We start from the raw sequence: 15732 nt of genomic DNA on the forward strand, positions 1-15732 counted from the left end.
GGAGAGGCCAGTGCAGACACGCAAGGACCTGCTCCAGGCGCACCGGCTGATGACCCAGCGCGCCTCGCTCGCGCTGATCTCCGGGGAGCCCGACAACCCCGAACTGCCGCTGCGCCGGATGAACATCGCCGGGTTCAGCGGCGTCATGATCGCCATCCTGGTCTGCGCGGCGTGCGGGATCTTCGGCATCATCCGGCCCGGCGGGGCCAAGGGCCTGGAGAAGGCCGGCATGCTGATCGTGGAGAAGGAGACCGGCGCCCGCTACGTGTGGTGCCAGGACGGCAAGCTCTGCCCGGTCACCAACTACGTGTCGGCCCGGCTGGTCGCCGGCGCCGACACCAAGAGCCGGCGCACCGTCTCCACCAACTCGCTGTCGAAGTACGAACGCGGCCCGATGATCGGCATCCCGGGCGCGCCGAACACGCTGCCCGACCGCAAGAAGCTCACCCGCGGCCCGTGGTCGGTGTGCGTGCGCGCCGTCGACGGCACCTCGACGGGCCGCCAGTCGCTGGTGACGCTGATGGCGGGCCGCGGCGTCGGCGGCACCCGGATGCGCGACGACCAGGCGGTCGTCGTGCAGGCCGACGGCCAGAACTGGCTGATCTGGCGCAACCAGCGGATGCTCATGTCGCAGTCGGCGCTCATCACGCTCGGCGCGACACCCGTCCAGATCTCCGGCAAGTGGCTGGACTCGGTCACCCAGGGCCCCAACTTCGCCCCGCCGGAGATCCCCGACCTCGGCCAGCCCGCCGCGGGCCCCAACGGCAAGGCCCAGGTCGGCCGGGTCTTCGAGGTGAAGACCTCGTCCGGCGGCCAGACCGCGTACGTGCTGCGCAAGGACGGCCTCGCCCCGCTCACCCCGATCCAGCGGGACCTGATGCTGGCCGACCGCGGCACCTGGAAGGCGTACGGCAACCAGCGTCCCGTGCCCGTTCAGATCGACACCAGCCAGGTCGGCCAGCTGGGGCAGTCCACGCAGCAGGTCCGCGACCAGCGCCTGGACGGCAAGGCCCCGTCGCTGGCCACCTACAAGGAGAACAGCCCGCTGTGCGCCGTCTACGACGACCCCACGGGCAACTCCGACGCCAAGCTGACGATCGGCGGGACGCTGCCGACCCCGCCGCCCGGCCCGCAGCCGACCGGCGCGGACCAGCTCGTGTTCCCGCCCGGCAGCGCGTCGGTCGCGGGCCGCGTCCCCAGCCCCGGCAAGGCCGACAAGGTGGACACCTACTACCTGGTGGCCGAGGGCAAGCGGTTCCCGATCAAGAACCCGGAGACCGCCGGGAAGCTCGGCTACACCCTTCCCGGCGACGCCGCCAAGGTGCCCGCCGGGGTTCTGGACCTCATCGCACAAGGGCAGCCGCTGGACCCCGACAAGGTCTCGATCAACCTGCCCCTGACCACCCAGGCGGGGAGCTGAAAAATCGATCGAAAAGGGCTGAACCAGGGTGAATGCTGATGCGTCTGATACGCCAGGGAATCGATGGACACCTTGCGACCAGGCCCTTTAGTGTGATGGGACCCTGCGGCGCGACCCCCCGCCCACTCGGCCACAGGGGTCCTCGTGCCGCCGGACCGGGGGCTTGGCGTGAAAGACCCGGCGCCTCTGCCCAGATCGTTTCCCGCGGGTCATGGCACGACGAGTCACTGGAGGTGACGGATGACGCAGCAGTCCGCCGTCGACAGAGCGGCAATGAAGCAGGCCGCGGAGGACATTGACGCTTCCGCGAACATCATCAAGGGCCTGCAGACCCAGCTCGATGGGCACAAGCAGCAGGTCCGCTCGGCCTGGGAGGGCAACGCCTCCATGGCCTTCGAGACGGTGTTCAACCGTTTCAACGAGGACTTCACCAAGGTGCTGCGGGCTCTGGAGGGCATGCACCAGAGCCTGGTCCAGACCAAGATCACCTACGAGTCCAAGGAAGAGATGTCCGAGCAGGCCGTGAACAAGGTTCAGGCCCTGCTCAACGGCCGCACCTGACCCGGCCGCCTTCCGACGACCCGGTGAACCAGGCTGGACAAAGGAGAGACACATGAGCTACATGAGGGCAAACTTCGGCGGTCTGACCGAGGGGGAGGCCCAGTTCACCCAGGCCGCGCGCGCGCTCATGGACGAGCTGAGCGACCTTGAGGGCAAGCTCAAGACCAAGCTGAACCAGTGGGAGGGCGGTGCGCAGGAGGCGTACTGGCGTTTCCAGAAGGAGTGGGACACCGCCGCCAAGGACATGCAGAACGTCGTGGCGCAGCTCGGTGTCGCCATCCGCGACGCCCACGACAACTACCAGGCGGCTGAGCGCGCCAACACCGGCATCTGGGGCTGACGCCCCTTTCCAGGGTGCTGGAGGTAGCGGAACGGGCCTTGGTCGGCGCTGACCGACCGGGGCCCGTTCCACTCGACGGTCCCGCATCCCGGATCCGGTCGTCACCGTGCCGTCTCGTCTTCTCGGACGGCCGAACAGTTGTTGAGTCGGCATCGGCCGACAGGAGGTTGAGCAGACATGGCACCCCCCGAGCGTCCCCGTAGCCTGCCCGACGCGGGCAAGGAGATCAAGGTTGACCACGACAAGCTGAAGGACCTGGCCGACCAGCTCCAGAAGGACCTGGACGACCTGCGCAACCAGAAGCTGGTCGAGGCGTTGGAGGACAACGCCAAGCCGGGCCAGAAGGCGATCGGCAACTACAGCGCCGGCCAGGGCCTGAACATGACGGTCAACACCGCGCAGAACGCCATTGGCAACACCTACGACCAGTTCCTCCAGTCGTACCAGAAGGTCATCGACGCGCTGCGCCGGTCGAACCAGACCCACCGCGACGCCGACGACAACGCCAAGAAGGCCGCCAACAACGTCGGCGGCAAGCGTTACGCGACCTGACGGGCACGGAGAACTTGAGAGGGGTGCGCTAGGTGACCACGGGTCAGAGCAACAACGTCACGATCCGCAACGGCCAGATCCACGGCGACAACCAGGGCATCGGCGGCTGGAACTCGCTGAAGATCTGGGAGGACCAGTTCGCGAAGCTCCAGCAGATCGTCGACGGCATGGAGCCGGACAGGGTCCGCACGGCGGGTAACACGTACGGCAACCTGTCGCGGCGTATCAACACCACGGCCGACCTGCTGTACAAGAAGGCCTACCAGATCATCGAGGTCTGGGGCGGCGAGGACGCCCAGGCCGCGATGAAGGAGATGAACACGGCCTACCGGCAGGCCAACGAGATCTACAACAAGAGCTACAAGACCAGCCAGGCGCTGACCAGCCACGCCTCCCAGCAGGAGGGCTGGAAGCAGGCGTGGGGTTCGCAGAGCTCCACCGCCAAGTGGGTGCAGGAGGTCGTGGACTGGTCCAAGCTCGTCCCCCCGGCGGCGGTGGGCTCGTTCCTCGGCCGCAACATGGGCGCGGGCGACGCCATGGAGCGGATCAACAACGGCACCACGGCGACCAACGACAACTTCCCCGACGACATCCGTCAGCAGATGCCGAACCCGAGCATTCAGGATCCTGATCTGCCGGGTCCGACAGACCCGGGCGGGAAGCCCCCCGGTTCGCCGAAGATGCCGGGTGGGGGCGCTCCTCCCGGTGGCCCGCCTGGCGGCCCGAACGGTCCGGGTGGCACTCCGGAGCCCCCGAAGATGCCCGACCCCAACGGTCCGAACGGGCCTAACGGTCCCAACGGCCCGAACGACCCGCCCAAGTTCCCGAACGACCCGAACGGCCCCGGCGGCCCGAACGGACCTGGTGGTCCCAACGGCCCGAACATGCCCAAGGGCCCGGGCGGCGACCTGTCGAGCATGCCTCCGGGCGGCCCCGGCGGTGGCCCCCCCAGTGGTGGCCCCGGCGGCATGCCTCCGGGCGGCCCCGGTGGTATGCCGGGCATGCCTCCGGGCGGCCCCGGCGGCGGCTTCGGTGCCTTCCCGGGTGCCGCCGGGTTCGGCAAGAACGGCGGGGCCGGCATGGGCATGGGCATGGGAATGCCCATGGGCGCGGGCGCCGGTGGCCCCGGCGGCCAGGAGAACGAGCACGAGCGTTCCACCTGGCTGACCGAGGACGAGGACGTCTGGGGCGGTAACGACGAAACCGCGCCCCCGGTCATCGGCTGACGCCGGATCCGGTGACGCGGGAACGGTACGGACGGGTCAGGGATACCCTGACCCGTCCGTACCGTGAGCGAGGTTTGTCGCGATGAGCGAGGAGTGTCGGATGCGACGGTGGAGCCGGACGGTCGTTCGATCGACTTTGGCCCTGGCCGTTCTGGGGGCGGTGGTTTCACCGGGTGCCGCTGCGGCGGACGCCAAACCGCTTGCCGGGCAGTGGTGGTTCTCCACCTGGGGTGTGAACGACAAGCTCTGGCCGAAGTCCAAGGGCCAAGGGGTCACTGTCGCGCTCAGCGACACCGGTGTCCAGGCCGGCCTCCCCGACTTCACGGGCAGGATCACCCCGGGGACCGACTTCGAGACCGGAAGCGGCAACGGAACCACGGACGACAACTCCGCCTTCGGTTCGCCCGGCCACGGCACGTACATGGCCTCGTTGATCGTCGGGCAGGGCGGCAGGTCCGGGTTCCTGGGGGTCGCGCCGGAGGCGAAGGTCCTGCCGGTCGTCGCTCAGACCAGCGTCTCCATCGCAAAAGGTATTCGTTACGCCGCCGACCACGGCGCGAAGGTGATCAACCTGTCGCAGGCACTTCCCGGTGCGTGCCCGATCGACATGCAGCAAGCGGTTCACCACGCCCTGAGCAAGGACGCGGTGGTCGTCGCGGGTGCGGGTAACGACGGGAACGGCTCGAACCAGTCCATGCATCCGGCGAACTGCAGGGGCGTGCTTTCCGTCGGATCTGTGGACCCGCAGTTCCGGCCATGGGAGAAGACCCAGCGGCAGTCCTATGTGAAGGTCGCCGCTCCGGGTGTCCGAGCGGGCGGTGTCGGACCCGACGGCAAGCACAACCCGTACTTCAGCGGCACCAGCCAGGCGTCGGCGTTGACCGCCGGCATGGTGGCGCTCATCCGGTCCAGGTACCCGGAGATGAGGAACCGCGAGGTCGTCCGCCAGCTCGTCGCCTCCGCGCTGGACATCGACGCCAAGGGCAGGGACGACCGGACCGGCTACGGCATCATCCGTCCCAACCGGATCTTCATCGGCGACGTGCCGAAGACCTCGGCGAACCCGGTGTTCGACGAGTACGACCGGTGGGCCGCGAACCACGGGCCGGACGCCGAGAAGCCGTTGAAGGAGATCGAGACCCCGATCGCCTGGGACGCCGTCGCCTACCTGGGCGGCCTCGGCGGCGCGGCCGTGGTCGCCGTGGCCGTCGTCGGATTCATGGCGATGCGCAAGAAGCGCCAGGGGCCGCGGCCCGCCACCGGGCCAGGTCAGGGGATGCCCCCGGCCGGTTTCGGCGGTGCTCCCCATCCTCCGCAGGGCGGGCAGCAGTACCCGCCGCAGCCGGGGCGGTTCCCGCAGCAGCCGCAGGGCGCGCCACAGGCCCCTCCGCCCGGACGGCCGCAGTTCCATCCGCCGCAGGACCGGTGACCAACGGAGCGGCCTGGGAGAAGGACGTCCGGTAGGCCGCCGGCAGCGGGCCGAGGTCATCGTTGTGGTCGCCGCCACCGGCCTCAGCGGTCAGGCGGAGGCGGGCGGGCGTCGGGGTGTGGCCAAAGCGGTCCGGCGGGTCCCTGAGAATGTTTCATCGTGATACGTGCTGGTGAGGAGTTGACCGTCGTCCGGCGGAAGCAGCCCTGGGGATACGAACTGCTGGACGGCGGGCAGCGGAGGGTCGCCTCCTGCGTGCCGACCGAGGGCGGGCGGCGGAGCCTGTGGCAGAAGGTCATGAGCGGCCATGACGGGCCTCCCTACGGGGACCCGACCGTGCCGCGCGACACCGCGCGGGTCGTGCTGGAGGTCCGGGACGGCGAGGGGCGGCCGATGTTCTCTTTGGAACGTGCCGAAGCCCGGCCCAAGGCCGATCCCCGGTCGGTCATGCCGGGCCAGCATCCCGCCCAGGCCGCGAACGACCCGCTGGAGTGGGACCGGTTCGCCGTCGTCACCGGCGCGAACGGGGAGCGGCTCGGCGCGGTGGAGCGCACGGACGCCCCGCTCTTCCCCGGCGGCCCCGCTCCCACGCTCACGCTGACCAGCAGGCGGACCTACGAGATGGTCGGGCAGGGCGGACGCGTCGTCGCCCGGGCCGCCGCCGAGCCCGTCGAGGCGGGCGTGAACGTGCGGGGCGGCCGCTTCTTCGAGATCGTGAACCCCGTCGGCGCGCGGATCGCGCTGCTGGAGGGCACGGTCGCCGGTTACCTGGACCGGCGCGCGAAGCTCGTGTTCGAGCTGGACGTCCGTCCGGAGACGGCGCCGCTCGTCCTCGCGTTCCCGTTCGCGCTCAAGCTGGTCTGACCGGGGCGTCGGCGCGGATCGCGGCGATCGTCACCGTCGTGTAGTCCATCGTGAAGCCGCCGCCCGCCGCGTCGATGACCTCGCCGGCGCCCGCCAGGATCTCCCGCAGCCTCTCGGTGCCGAGCCGTCCGGCGAAGCCGCTCGTGGGGATCTGGTCCAGCCACTCGTCGCGGGTGTAGGAACGCCGCCAGCCGGACTCCCACCGCTCCGGGGCGCCGAACGCGTTCGTCCGCCGGATCCCGTCGGCCGCCTTGTCCAGCAGCGCCGTGTACGCCTGCGCGGACGCGGCCGTCTGCTGGAGCATCGGCAGCTCGGGCACCACCCGGCGCGCGACCTCGGCGAAGCCCTCCGCGATCTCCGGGGAGGGGACGCCCACGTTCCAGAACGCCGCCAGCAGGCCGCCCGGCCGCAGCGCGCGTGCCGCCCGGGCCGCGCCCGCCGCCGGGTCGATCCAGTGCCAGGTCTGGCCGGAGACGACCGCGTCGAACGTCCGGCCGGCGGGGTCCCAGGACTCGAACGCCGCGACCTCCACCTCCAGCCCGTCCCGGCGCGCCCGGTCCGCCATGCGCGGGTCGACCTCGACGCCGAGCACCCGGCAGCCGGCCGCCCGGAGCTGCCGGGCGACGATGCCGGTGCCGCATCCGACGTCGAGCACGTCGGGTCCGGGGGCGGTGGCGACGAGCCGTTCCAGCAGGGCGTCGGGGTAGCGGGGGCGGGCGCGGTCGTAGCGCTCGGGGTCCGAGCCGAACGACTCCGCCCACTGCCGGGCCTGGTGCGGTTCGGGGGGCAGGGAGTCTCCCGATCGTGAAGTGGGCATGCGCCCACTCTAGTGGGCAACCGCCCACTCGTCGATAGTGGAGGTGTACGGAATGCGAGGGGGAGTGCGGTGCCGACAGGGGTGGCCATCCGGGACGTGCGTCAGCGGCTGTTCGCCGCGGCCGAACGCGTTCTGCTCCGGGACGGTCCGAGCGGGCTGACCAGCCGGGCGGTCACGACCGAGGCGGGCTGCGCCAAGGGCGTCCTGCACCGGCACTTCGCCGACTTCGACGCCTTCCTGGCCGAACTCGTGCTGGACCGCATCGCCCGCGTCGAGGACCGGGCCGCGTTCCTGCGCGCCACCGCCGGGACCGGAACGGTCGTCGACAACCTCACCGGGGCGCTCACCGAGCTGTTCGGGTCGGTCGTCGTGGCGGTCGTCGGGCTCGTCATCTCCCGGGACGGCCTGCGCGCCCGGCTGCGCGAGGTCCGGCCGGCCGGCATCCCGCTGGTGACGGAGGCCGCCGGGATGATCGCCTCCTACCTCGTCCGGGAACGCGAGCTGGGCCGCATCGCCGCCGACGCCGACATCGACGTGCTGGCCCCCACGCTGATCGGGGGCGGGCACCTGATGTTCGCCGACCGGACGGGCGAGCCGCCGGAACCCGATGCCGTGCGCAGGGCCGTGCACGCGGTCCTCGCCGGCGTCCTGCGCGAGCCGCGCGCCTGAACGGCGAAGGCCCCGGCCGGGACGGCCGGGGCCCTGGAGGGGAAGGGGATCAGCCCTTCCAGACCATCACGTTGGCGATCTCGCGGCCGAGCTCGCCCGCGGTCGTGAAGACCAGGCCGGTCCGGCTGCCGGGGTCGGTGCCGTTGGCGTTGTAGCCCTGGGCGTAGACCACGTACTGGCCCTGCGCCCAGCTGCGGTTCCAGACGCTCGGCTGGCGGGGCAGCGCGGGCAGGCCGCTGCCGGTCGGAGGCAGCAGGACCGTGGGGTTCGCGCCGCGGCTGGTGGCGTTGTTGACCGAGACGGCGGTGGTCGAGTCGGTGAACTTCAGCACCGACACCACCACGACGATCGTGCGCGAGGAGTTGGTGTAGAGGGCCGACGACATGTCGTCCACGCAGGAGTTGCCGCGCAGCGCCGTCACCAGGTCGGAGTCGGCGCGGCTGATGCAGCTGCCGGTGCGGATCGTTCCCGCGCGCGTGAACGTGCTGCCCGCCGCCGTGCTGACGATCGGCTTGAGCACCGAGTCCATCGTGGTCGTGGAGGTGCTCGGGCTGTAGGAGGGGGTGGTCAGCGGCGGCGGCAGCACCCGGCGGCGCTCACCGTCGTCGCCGCCGATCACGACGAACGCGCCGATCGCGACCAGCGCCAGCACCACCACCGCGCCGACGAGCAGCAACGGGACCAGCGGACCGCTGCCGCTGGGCGGTGGGGGCGGCGGCGGGAAACCGGGCTGGCCGGGGGGCGGGCCATACGGCTGCCCCGGCGGGGGCGGGAAACCGGGCTGACCAGGGGGCGGGTTCTGGCCCGGCCACTGAGGAGGGTTCATGGCTTCTCCAGGCCGTGATGGGGGCTTTTGTGGGACAGGTCTGGAAAGGGTAGCGGCGTCACGACGGTGAGGGATGACACTGGTGTGCGATAGGTGAGACGCGGCGGAGCCGCCCGGCGTTCTGCCGAACGACCGGAATTTTGCTCGATGTCACGGTTGGGTGCGAGAGCGGCCGACGGTGCGCGAGTTCCCCGGAGTCTCGTAGGCTGGCGGAGGAGAGGGGAGGCAGGTGACCGACTCGGGTTGGCAGCAGGGCGTGCTGCGTGATCTCGGTGTTTCCCAACGCGGGTTCGCGGCCCTCAGCACCATGGCGGCGGCCCCGGCGCAGGGCGCATGGGGAGCGGAAGCCGCGCCGCCTCCACCGCCTCCACCCCCGCCGTTCGCCGGAGTCACGGGGGCTGCGCCCGTTCCGGAGGCACCGCGGCATGCCGAGCCCCCGGCTCCGCCCGCGATGCCGGACTTCTCCGGCCCGCAGCCGCCCGCGCCCCCGCCGATGCCCGAACCCGTCGCGCTGACGCCGGACGCGTCCGGACCGTTCGCGCCCCCCGCGCCCCCGATGCCGGACACGTCCGCCGCCCAGGGAACGGACACGTCCGGCCCGCAGTTCCCGCCTCCGCCGCCGATGCCGGGCACGGAGGCCGCCGCGCAGGACGCCTCGGGCCCGCAGGCCCCGGTGCCGCCGCCCATGCTCGCGATACCGGACCCGCAGGACGCCCCGGCTCCACACTTCGCGGAACCGCCCGCCCCGCCGCCGATGCCGGGCATGGAGCCCGAGCAGGACGCTTCAGGGCCACAGTTCCCGGGCCCGCCCGCGCCGCCGCCCATGCCTGGGTTGCCGGATGCGCAGGAGCCTTCGGGCTCTCAGTTCGCGGAGCCGCCCGCGCCTCCTCCCATGCCGGGCATGGAACCCGCCCAGCAGGACGCCAACGCTTCGGGCCCGCAGTTTCCAGGCCCGCCCGCGCCGCCCATGCCCGCGATGCCGGGCACCGAGGCGGCTCAGCAGCAGGACGCTTCGGGCTCTCGGTTCGCGGAGCCGCCCGCGCCTCCGTCCATGCCGGGCATGGAGTCCGTTCCCCAGCAGGGCGGGGACGCTTTCGGGGCGCAGTTCGCCGTGCCGATGGCCGATCCGCCCGCCACGGGGGCGTTCGGGGCGTCGCTCGCGTTCGGGACGATCATCGGCACGGAGGACGACGGGGCCGGTGCCGAGCAGGCCGCGCACCAGCAGTCGCAGCAGGCCGCGCCCCAGCACCCGCAGGGGCACGTGCACGCGCAGGAGCTCATGCGCCGGGACCAGCACGGCGATCCGCTGATGCGGAGGGTCGGGCGCGGGGTGCGCAAGGCCGTCGGCGGGTCGTCGGCGGACCTGAAGCTGGAGAGCGACTTCGCCGACCTCATGGCGCGGCCCGTGTCGGGGTACCGGCAGATCGCCGTCGCCAGCGTGCGGGGCGGCGCGGGCAAGACGACCATGTCCGCGTTGATCGCGACCGAGCTGGCGCGGGCGCGCGGCGACCGGGTGCTGGCCGCCGACGCCGACGCCGAGCTGGGGTCGCTTCCGCTGCGGCTGGGCGTGCTGCCGGAACGCTCGCTGTTCGACCTGGCCGAGTACAACCCCCGGTCGTTCGAGGAGGCCGCGCAGTTCCTGTCGCGGACCCCCGACGGGCTGTGGGTGCTGTCGTCCACGCGCGGCGGGCGGATCGCCGGGGAGTTCGCGCTGGACACGTTCCAGAACGCGCTCGGCAAGGTCACCCGGTACGTGTCGTCGGTCATCGTGGACTGCGGCGCGGGCATCCTCACCGAGGTCAACCGCGGCGTCCTCACCCACTCGCACGGGCTGGTGCTGGTCACCCCCGCGACCGTGGACGGGGCGCTGAGCGCCAAGGGCGCGCTGGAGTGGTTCGCCGCCAACCAGCAGCAGGCGCTGATCACGCGGACCGTCGTCGCGATGGTCGCGCACGCCCCGCAGGTCGGCGCGGACCTGGACAAGGCCCAGCAGATGCTGACCGCCTGGGGCGTGCCGGTGGTCCTGGTGCCCTACGACCGGCACGCCGGCACCGGCGGCCCGCTGGACATGGCCAAGATCGGGGTGGCCACCCGGACGGCGGTCATCCGGATCGTCCACGAGGTCTTCGCGCGTTCGCTGGGAGCGGGCCGATGAGCTGTGATTTCGTCGCCCTGGTGCGGCGGCGCCCCGACGTGCACGCCGTCGCCGACGGACTGATCGCGATGGGCGAGCAGCTCGGGCTGCGCGGAGGCGAGCCCGGTCCGTCGCTGCTGTACGACGCGCAGGGGCGGCTGCTGGTGGCGATCGAGCCGCCGGTGCAGGTGTCGGTGCAGAGCGAGATCGGGCGGCTGCTGGGCCCGGAGTTCGCGGCGCGGGTCGCCGTCCCGGTGTGGTGGGTGGACGTCCGCGCCATCGCCGACCTGCCCGACGCCGAACGGGTGGCGCGCCGCTTCGCCGAGGCGCTCGCGCACTGGACGGGCGGCACGTTCTACCCCGACGGCGCGCCCGACGTCCCGGCACTGAGTTGGAAGGCCGCCGAGACGGCCGAACCGGAGGCCGAACCCTCCGGGTTCCCCGGCGGCGTCATCGGCGGCTGAACGCCCGATGTGATGTGCGTCTCGTCAGGAATGAGAAGGCCTGTCCCGGGTAAAGGGCGCGCGGGGTCGGATATGGAGAAAGGGCCCGTCCCGGGGGAGTGCGGGACGGGCCCTGTCCGTCGCACCGGTCCGTCGCCGATAGGTTGTTGCCCGTCCACCTGGGGTCACCCGCCGACAGCGGACTCCGCGGTCCACGCGGCGCGGAACGCCCATTGGCTGTGAGTCGGAGGAGAGAACGGTGCGGACGGTTCAGCGGCACGAGATCGACGCGGAGTTCGCCGCCCGGCAGGCCGAGGAACTCCACGACACGGTCGTGAACTGGGCGCTGATCGATCTGGACAAGGCCCCCGCGCAGATGAACGAGGCCCAGTACCTCACCCGCTCGGTGTGGGGGTACCGGCTGGCCGGGGACGCCCCGGCGGCCCTGGCGGAGACGTGGCGGAGCACGGTGCTGGCCATGCAGGCCGGGACGGCGGCGTTCCGGGCGGCGACCCGGCCCGCGGGCACGGTCGTGGAGTGCCGCTTCGGCACCGAGACGCTGCCGGTGCGGTCGGAGGGGCCGAGCTTCTGGACGACCGGCGGCGAGTGGCTGAACGCGTGCTACCTGGCGCTGGTGTGCCGGGAGAAGGAACGCCTCGACTTCCTGAACTCGGTGTCGCCGGACTTCCTGCGGGACTCGGCCGCGGGCGGGAGCGCGGCGCCGTACCTGTACCCGTGGATCCAGGCGTTGCAGGCGTTGTGGCGCGGCCGGGAGGACTGCCAGGAGCACCTGTACGCGGCCGTGGAGGCGATCGACCCGCAGGGCGGGCGGGATCGGGCGAACCTGATCGCCTTCCCGGCGATGCGGGTGTTCGAGGCGGTGATCGCCGAGGACGGCGCGGCGTTCAACGACGCCCTGTTCGAGGGGCTGGAGTGGCACCGCGAGCACTGGACGCGGGACGCCGAACGGCGCCGGTCCCCCGAGGGGTTCGTGGCGTTGCCGCTGCTGGCGCTCGCCTGCCTGGCGACGGACCTGGGGATTCCGGTCGAGGTGGAGTCGGAGTATCTGCCCGGGCACCTGGTGAGGGGCGAATGGGTGGGCGAGTTCCCCACCTGAGGCGCGGACCGCGCCCGACGGCCTCACCGCGCACGCGGTGAGGCCGTCGCCGTTCAGGAGGCGGCGATGGAGCGGAGGACGCTCAGGGTGGAGGCGGTGGAGCGGGGGCCCGGGACCACGCGGCCGTAGTGCGAGGCGTCGGGGTCCAGCGGCAGGGGGGTGCGGGCGAAGAAGTCCAGCAGCTCCCCGGCGGGGACGCCCCGGGCGCGGGCGGCGCGCAGGTCCCGGACCCAGGCGACCGACTCGTTGGCCGCGTGGTCGCCGCCGTCGGCGCGGCGGACGAACCCGGCGGCGTCCCGGGTGGAGGAGGCCCACAGGTAGCCCAGCGGGCCGTGCCGGTCGGAGACGACCTCCAGGTAGTCCACCGGCCCCTCGGCGTCGGAGGGGTAGGACTCGATCGCGGGGCCGGCCAGCCGGAAGTGGACGTCCTCGTCGGCGCGGGCGGCGGGCTGTGGCTCGGTGCTCATGGGTTCCCTGGTCAGACGGGTGGATGGCGGAGGACGCCGTGCATGGTCAGCGTCGTGAGCGCCCAGGGGACCGCCTCCCCGGCCGCGGGCGGGACCCGGTGGCCGTTGGCGCGGATGTGCTCCAGGAGCCCGGGCTCGGGGGTGATGCCGTGGTGCTGGAGGTGGTGGGCGACCGCCTCGGACCAGATCCAGACGCCGTCGGTGCGGTGGACGTCCGGGACGCGTTCGGGGCGGTCCGGCGCGAACGCGTCGGGGGCGAAACCGCCGTCGAAGACGACCGGCGCGCCGCGCAGGTAGCGCAGTACCGCGTCGCGTTCCTCCGGCGACAGCCGGGGACGCCGCCATGCCTCCAGGTCGTCCGGGCGCGGGGGGCGGGCCAGCGGCATCGACTGCTGGTACCGCCCGGCCCAGTCGGTCAGCGCGCGCAGGCTCGGCGCCTGCTCGACGGCCGGCAGCGGCGTTCCGGCCTGGGAGTCCTCCGGCATGGCCGCGCAGCGTTCCAGGGCCTCGGCCGGGGGGACGCCCTGCTCGAACAGCTCCCGCAGGCGCAGCCGCCAGGCCCCCCGGGCGACCTGCCCGGCCAGGGCGGCGTCGGCGCGCTCCACGAACGACGCGGCGTCCTCCGAAGCCCACACGTATCCCAGGTGCAGGTCGCCCTGGACGGCGGTGAGGTAGCGGACCGGGCCGTCGCCGGCGGTCTCGGGGTAGCCGGGCGGCAGCCGCATCTCCAGCGGGCCCCAGCCGTGCGAGCGGTCCACCGGCGTTCCGTCGGGGAACTCGCCGTCCAGGGGCAGCATCGCGTCCAGGACCGGGTCGACCAGGGACGGGTCGACCGACTCCCACAGCTCGGTCGTGCTCGACGCGTACCGCTCGACGGCGTCGGCCGGGACCGCCCCGCCCTCGGGGTGCTCGGGCGCGCCGATCCAGGACCGGATCGCCTGGAGGGCGGGGACGCCGCGTCCGGCGGAGCCGGCGAGCCGGTCGCTCCACGTCTCGGGGGCCTTCAGGGCGTGGTCCACCGCGTCGGGGAACCGCACGAAACCCGCCGCTTCGGTGATCACGCCCGCCCACAGGTAGCCGATGTGCCGTTCGCGCAGCACCACCGGCAGGTAGGCGACCGGTTTGCGGGTGGCGTACGCGTAGGACGGCCGGCGCCCGCCCTCCTCCCCACCCTCGTCGCCGGGCGGCGGGAAGGGCGGCGCGAACTCCTCACCGCCGTCGTCGGGGAGCGGCGGCACGCCACCGGACGGGGGTGGGGGAGGCGGGGTCTGGTTCATGCACGGGCCTCAGGAGAAGTCGGGTGAGGAGGTGATGGCGGCGACGGCGGCCCGGCGCGCGTCCTCGCCGACCTCCGGGAGCCGGAAGGCGTTGCGGCCGATGTGGTTGACCAGCTCGGGTTCGGGCGGGACGCCGTGCGCGGACAGGTAGTAGGAGACCGCGCCGGGCCAGATCCAGGCGCCGTCGGTGTGGAAGGTCAGCGGCACGCGGGGGGCGCGCTCGGGGTCGAGGACGTCCTCGTCGTAGCTGCGGGCGGCCAGCACGATCGGCGCCTCGTCCAGGTAGCGCAGGACCGCCTCCCGGAACTCCTCGGGCACCCGCGGCCGCTGCACGGCGGGAGACCCGTCGGGGTCCACCGCGTCGAACAGCCGGGCCATGCGCAGGCCGCTGCCGTCGCCGGAGGGAGACTGTGTCATGACGGATTTCTCTCCTTCTCTCGCCTCGCGGGAGTCTAGTGGCGGCCCGACCCCGTGATTGACCAGGTTATTGAGGTATCGCCGGTGGCCGGTCCCCACGACGGCCGAGCCCGGCGCGCTCGCGGAGCCGGTCGGACGGGACGTCCCCGGACGGCTCCCCGCGGGCCGTCCCGGCGTCGCACGGCTGAACGCGGGGAAGCCGCTCGCCCGTGGCTGGGGACGTAGGGGCGTCAGGGGCGGTTGCCGCGCGGTAGCCGCAGGCGAGGGAGTTCGAGGGGGGAGTTCCCCTGCCGTTCGTTCCAGGCGTCGTAGGCCCAGGGGCTCTGTCCGCTCGCCCCGTAGCCGTCCCGGAGCGCGGTCACGACCATCTCCGCCAGCTCCCGGTACCGGTCCGGCGGCGAGGGCCACGGAAGCGAGTACCACCAGATGTCGTGCCCCTCCCGGACCTCCGGCGCGCGCCACCCGGCCCGCCTGATCAGCTCCTCGCCGTCGGGGGTCGCCCGCACCTCCGGGACCAGGAACCCGTTGGTGACGATCTCGGCGCTCAGCCGGTCCTCGTCCTGGGCGAACTGGGCGAACCGGAAGCGCCCGGTCTCCTTGCCGGCCTCGTAGACGACCACCAGCGCCCCGGCGGGAAGGTCGGCGAGTTCCTCCGCCAGGGCGGCGGAGAGATGCGCCCAGTCCATCAGTGCCCGCCCTCTCCCCGACGGTCGTCCTCGTCCAGGTAGTCGTTGCGCGCCATGAACAGCTTGAGGTTGACCGTGGTCCGGGTGAGCCCGATCGTGTACTCCCCGCCGCGCCAGCGCACCTGGGGAGAGGAACCCGGGCGTTTCAGGGTCGGTTCGCCGAGGGCCCGCGTCATCACCCCGAGAACGTGCGCGAAGCGGTCGCGAAGCCACGCGCGATCGGGCTCCGAGTTCCGGTCGACACGCGATGTCACCGACAACCTGAGGGCGTCGACGACGCCGTTCCCGTCGGCGTCGATGAGCCCCGAACCCGGGCCGAGGCCGGTGTCCAGTTCGACGACCGTTTCGCTCTGGTATTCCACGGTCCATTCGAAACGGCCCGGCAGTTCCGTGGCGCTGTCCATTGGCAGTGGCCACTCCAGGGCGCGGAGCCCGGCCAACAGATCAAGGATTTCCTGGTCGTCGAGAACCCGCCTGGTCATGCCGT

At 72.5% G+C, this 15732-nt stretch carries 18 protein-coding genes; 11 read left to right on the forward strand and 7 right to left on the reverse strand.

The features are described from left to right. Positions 1-10 precede the first annotated feature (10 nt). From eccB to HNR61_RS35530, 7 genes are all read left to right on the forward strand, one after another. Positions 11-1420, forward strand: coding sequence for a type VII secretion protein EccB (gene eccB, locus HNR61_RS35500; RefSeq protein WP_182847526.1), 1410 nt, complete (start codon positions 11-13; stop codon positions 1418-1420). 240 nt (positions 1421-1660) lie between these two features. Further along, positions 1661-1981 carry a WXG100 family type VII secretion target gene (locus HNR61_RS35505; protein ID WP_182847527.1) on the forward strand — a complete coding sequence of 107 codons (321 nt, stop codon included), beginning with the start codon at positions 1661-1663 and terminating at the stop codon, positions 1979-1981. 52 nt (positions 1982-2033) lie between these two features. Continuing rightward, positions 2034-2321 (forward strand): WXG100 family type VII secretion target, encoded by a 288-nt coding sequence (locus HNR61_RS35510; protein WP_182847528.1) that lies wholly within the window; start codon positions 2034-2036, stop codon positions 2319-2321. A 177-nt stretch (positions 2322-2498) separates the two neighbouring features. After that, positions 2499-2873: a hypothetical protein gene (locus HNR61_RS35515; RefSeq protein ID WP_182847529.1), complete on the forward strand. Its 375-nt coding sequence runs from the start codon at positions 2499-2501 to the stop codon at positions 2871-2873. Positions 2874-2905: 32 nt separating this feature from the next. Next, on the forward strand, positions 2906-4099 hold the full coding sequence (locus HNR61_RS35520; protein ID WP_182847530.1) for a hypothetical protein: 1194 nt from the start codon (positions 2906-2908) through the stop codon (positions 4097-4099). A gap of 100 nt (positions 4100-4199) precedes the next feature. Then, on the forward strand, positions 4200-5528 hold the full coding sequence (locus tag HNR61_RS35525) for a S8 family serine peptidase (protein WP_182847531.1): 1329 nt from the start codon (positions 4200-4202) through the stop codon (positions 5526-5528). A gap of 159 nt (positions 5529-5687) precedes the next feature. Then, complete coding sequence (locus HNR61_RS35530; protein WP_220510198.1) at positions 5688-6392, forward strand: hypothetical protein; 705 nt, start codon at positions 5688-5690, stop codon at positions 6390-6392. On the opposite strand, the gene HNR61_RS35535 is transcribed toward HNR61_RS35530, so the two are convergent. Continuing rightward, positions 6379-7209, reverse strand: a complete 831-nt coding sequence (locus HNR61_RS35535) for a class I SAM-dependent methyltransferase (protein ID WP_182847533.1) — start codon at positions 7207-7209, stop codon at positions 6379-6381. The genes HNR61_RS35530 and HNR61_RS35535 overlap by 14 nt on opposite strands. Positions 7210-7278: 69 nt before the next feature. Between HNR61_RS35535 and HNR61_RS35540 the strand changes: the two genes are divergently transcribed. Beyond that, complete coding sequence (locus HNR61_RS35540) at positions 7279-7878, forward strand: TetR/AcrR family transcriptional regulator (RefSeq protein ID WP_182847534.1); 600 nt, start codon at positions 7279-7281, stop codon at positions 7876-7878. Between the two features lie 49 nt (positions 7879-7927). On the opposite strand, the gene HNR61_RS35545 is transcribed toward HNR61_RS35540, so the two are convergent. Next, complete coding sequence (locus HNR61_RS35545) at positions 7928-8704, reverse strand: hypothetical protein (protein WP_182847535.1); 777 nt, start codon at positions 8702-8704, stop codon at positions 7928-7930. A 1060-nt stretch (positions 8705-9764) separates the two neighbouring features. On the opposite strand from HNR61_RS35545, the gene HNR61_RS48585 reads away from it, so the two are divergent. The 3 genes from HNR61_RS48585 (at position 9765) to HNR61_RS35560 (ending at position 12398) form a co-directional block, all read left to right on the forward strand. Beyond that, positions 9765-10859: a MinD/ParA family ATP-binding protein gene (locus HNR61_RS48585; protein ID WP_246444495.1), complete on the forward strand. Its 1095-nt coding sequence runs from the start codon at positions 9765-9767 to the stop codon at positions 10857-10859. Further along, positions 10856-11302 carry a hypothetical protein gene (locus HNR61_RS35555; protein WP_182847536.1) on the forward strand — a complete coding sequence of 149 codons (447 nt, stop codon included), beginning with the start codon at positions 10856-10858 and terminating at the stop codon, positions 11300-11302. The genes HNR61_RS48585 and HNR61_RS35555 overlap by 4 nt, the downstream gene beginning before the upstream one ends. 238 nt (positions 11303-11540) lie before the next feature. Then, positions 11541-12398, forward strand: coding sequence for an immunity 49 family protein (locus HNR61_RS35560; RefSeq protein WP_182847537.1), 858 nt, complete (start codon positions 11541-11543; stop codon positions 12396-12398). A 53-nt stretch (positions 12399-12451) separates the two neighbouring features. Here HNR61_RS35560 and HNR61_RS35565 read toward each other — a convergent pair whose 3' ends face one another. The 5 genes from HNR61_RS35565 to HNR61_RS35585 all read right to left on the reverse strand — a co-directional run bounded on the left by HNR61_RS35565 (position 12452) and on the right by HNR61_RS35585 (position 15727). Beyond that, on the reverse strand, positions 12452-12865 hold the full coding sequence (locus HNR61_RS35565; protein ID WP_182847538.1) for a hypothetical protein: 414 nt from the start codon (positions 12863-12865) through the stop codon (positions 12452-12454). A gap of 11 nt (positions 12866-12876) precedes the next feature. Beyond that, positions 12877-14142: a hypothetical protein gene (locus tag HNR61_RS35570; protein ID WP_182847539.1), complete on the reverse strand. Its 1266-nt coding sequence runs from the start codon at positions 14140-14142 to the stop codon at positions 12877-12879. A gap of 9 nt (positions 14143-14151) precedes the next feature. Then, positions 14152-14559 (reverse strand): hypothetical protein, encoded by a 408-nt coding sequence (locus HNR61_RS35575; RefSeq protein WP_182847540.1) that lies wholly within the window; start codon positions 14557-14559, stop codon positions 14152-14154. 230 nt (positions 14560-14789) lie between these two features. After that, on the reverse strand, positions 14790-15245 hold the full coding sequence (locus HNR61_RS35580; protein WP_182847541.1) for a TY-Chap domain-containing protein: 456 nt from the start codon (positions 15243-15245) through the stop codon (positions 14790-14792). Beyond that, positions 15245-15727, reverse strand: a complete 483-nt coding sequence (locus HNR61_RS35585) for a DUF6301 family protein (RefSeq protein WP_182847542.1) — start codon at positions 15725-15727, stop codon at positions 15245-15247. Before HNR61_RS35585 ends, HNR61_RS35580 begins: the two co-directional genes overlap by 1 nt. Positions 15728-15732: the final 5 nt, after the last annotated feature.

The sequence above is a fragment of the Actinomadura kijaniata genome (assembly GCF_014138665.1).
Lineage (GTDB): Bacteria > Actinomycetota > Actinomycetes > Streptosporangiales > Streptosporangiaceae > Spirillospora > Spirillospora kijaniata.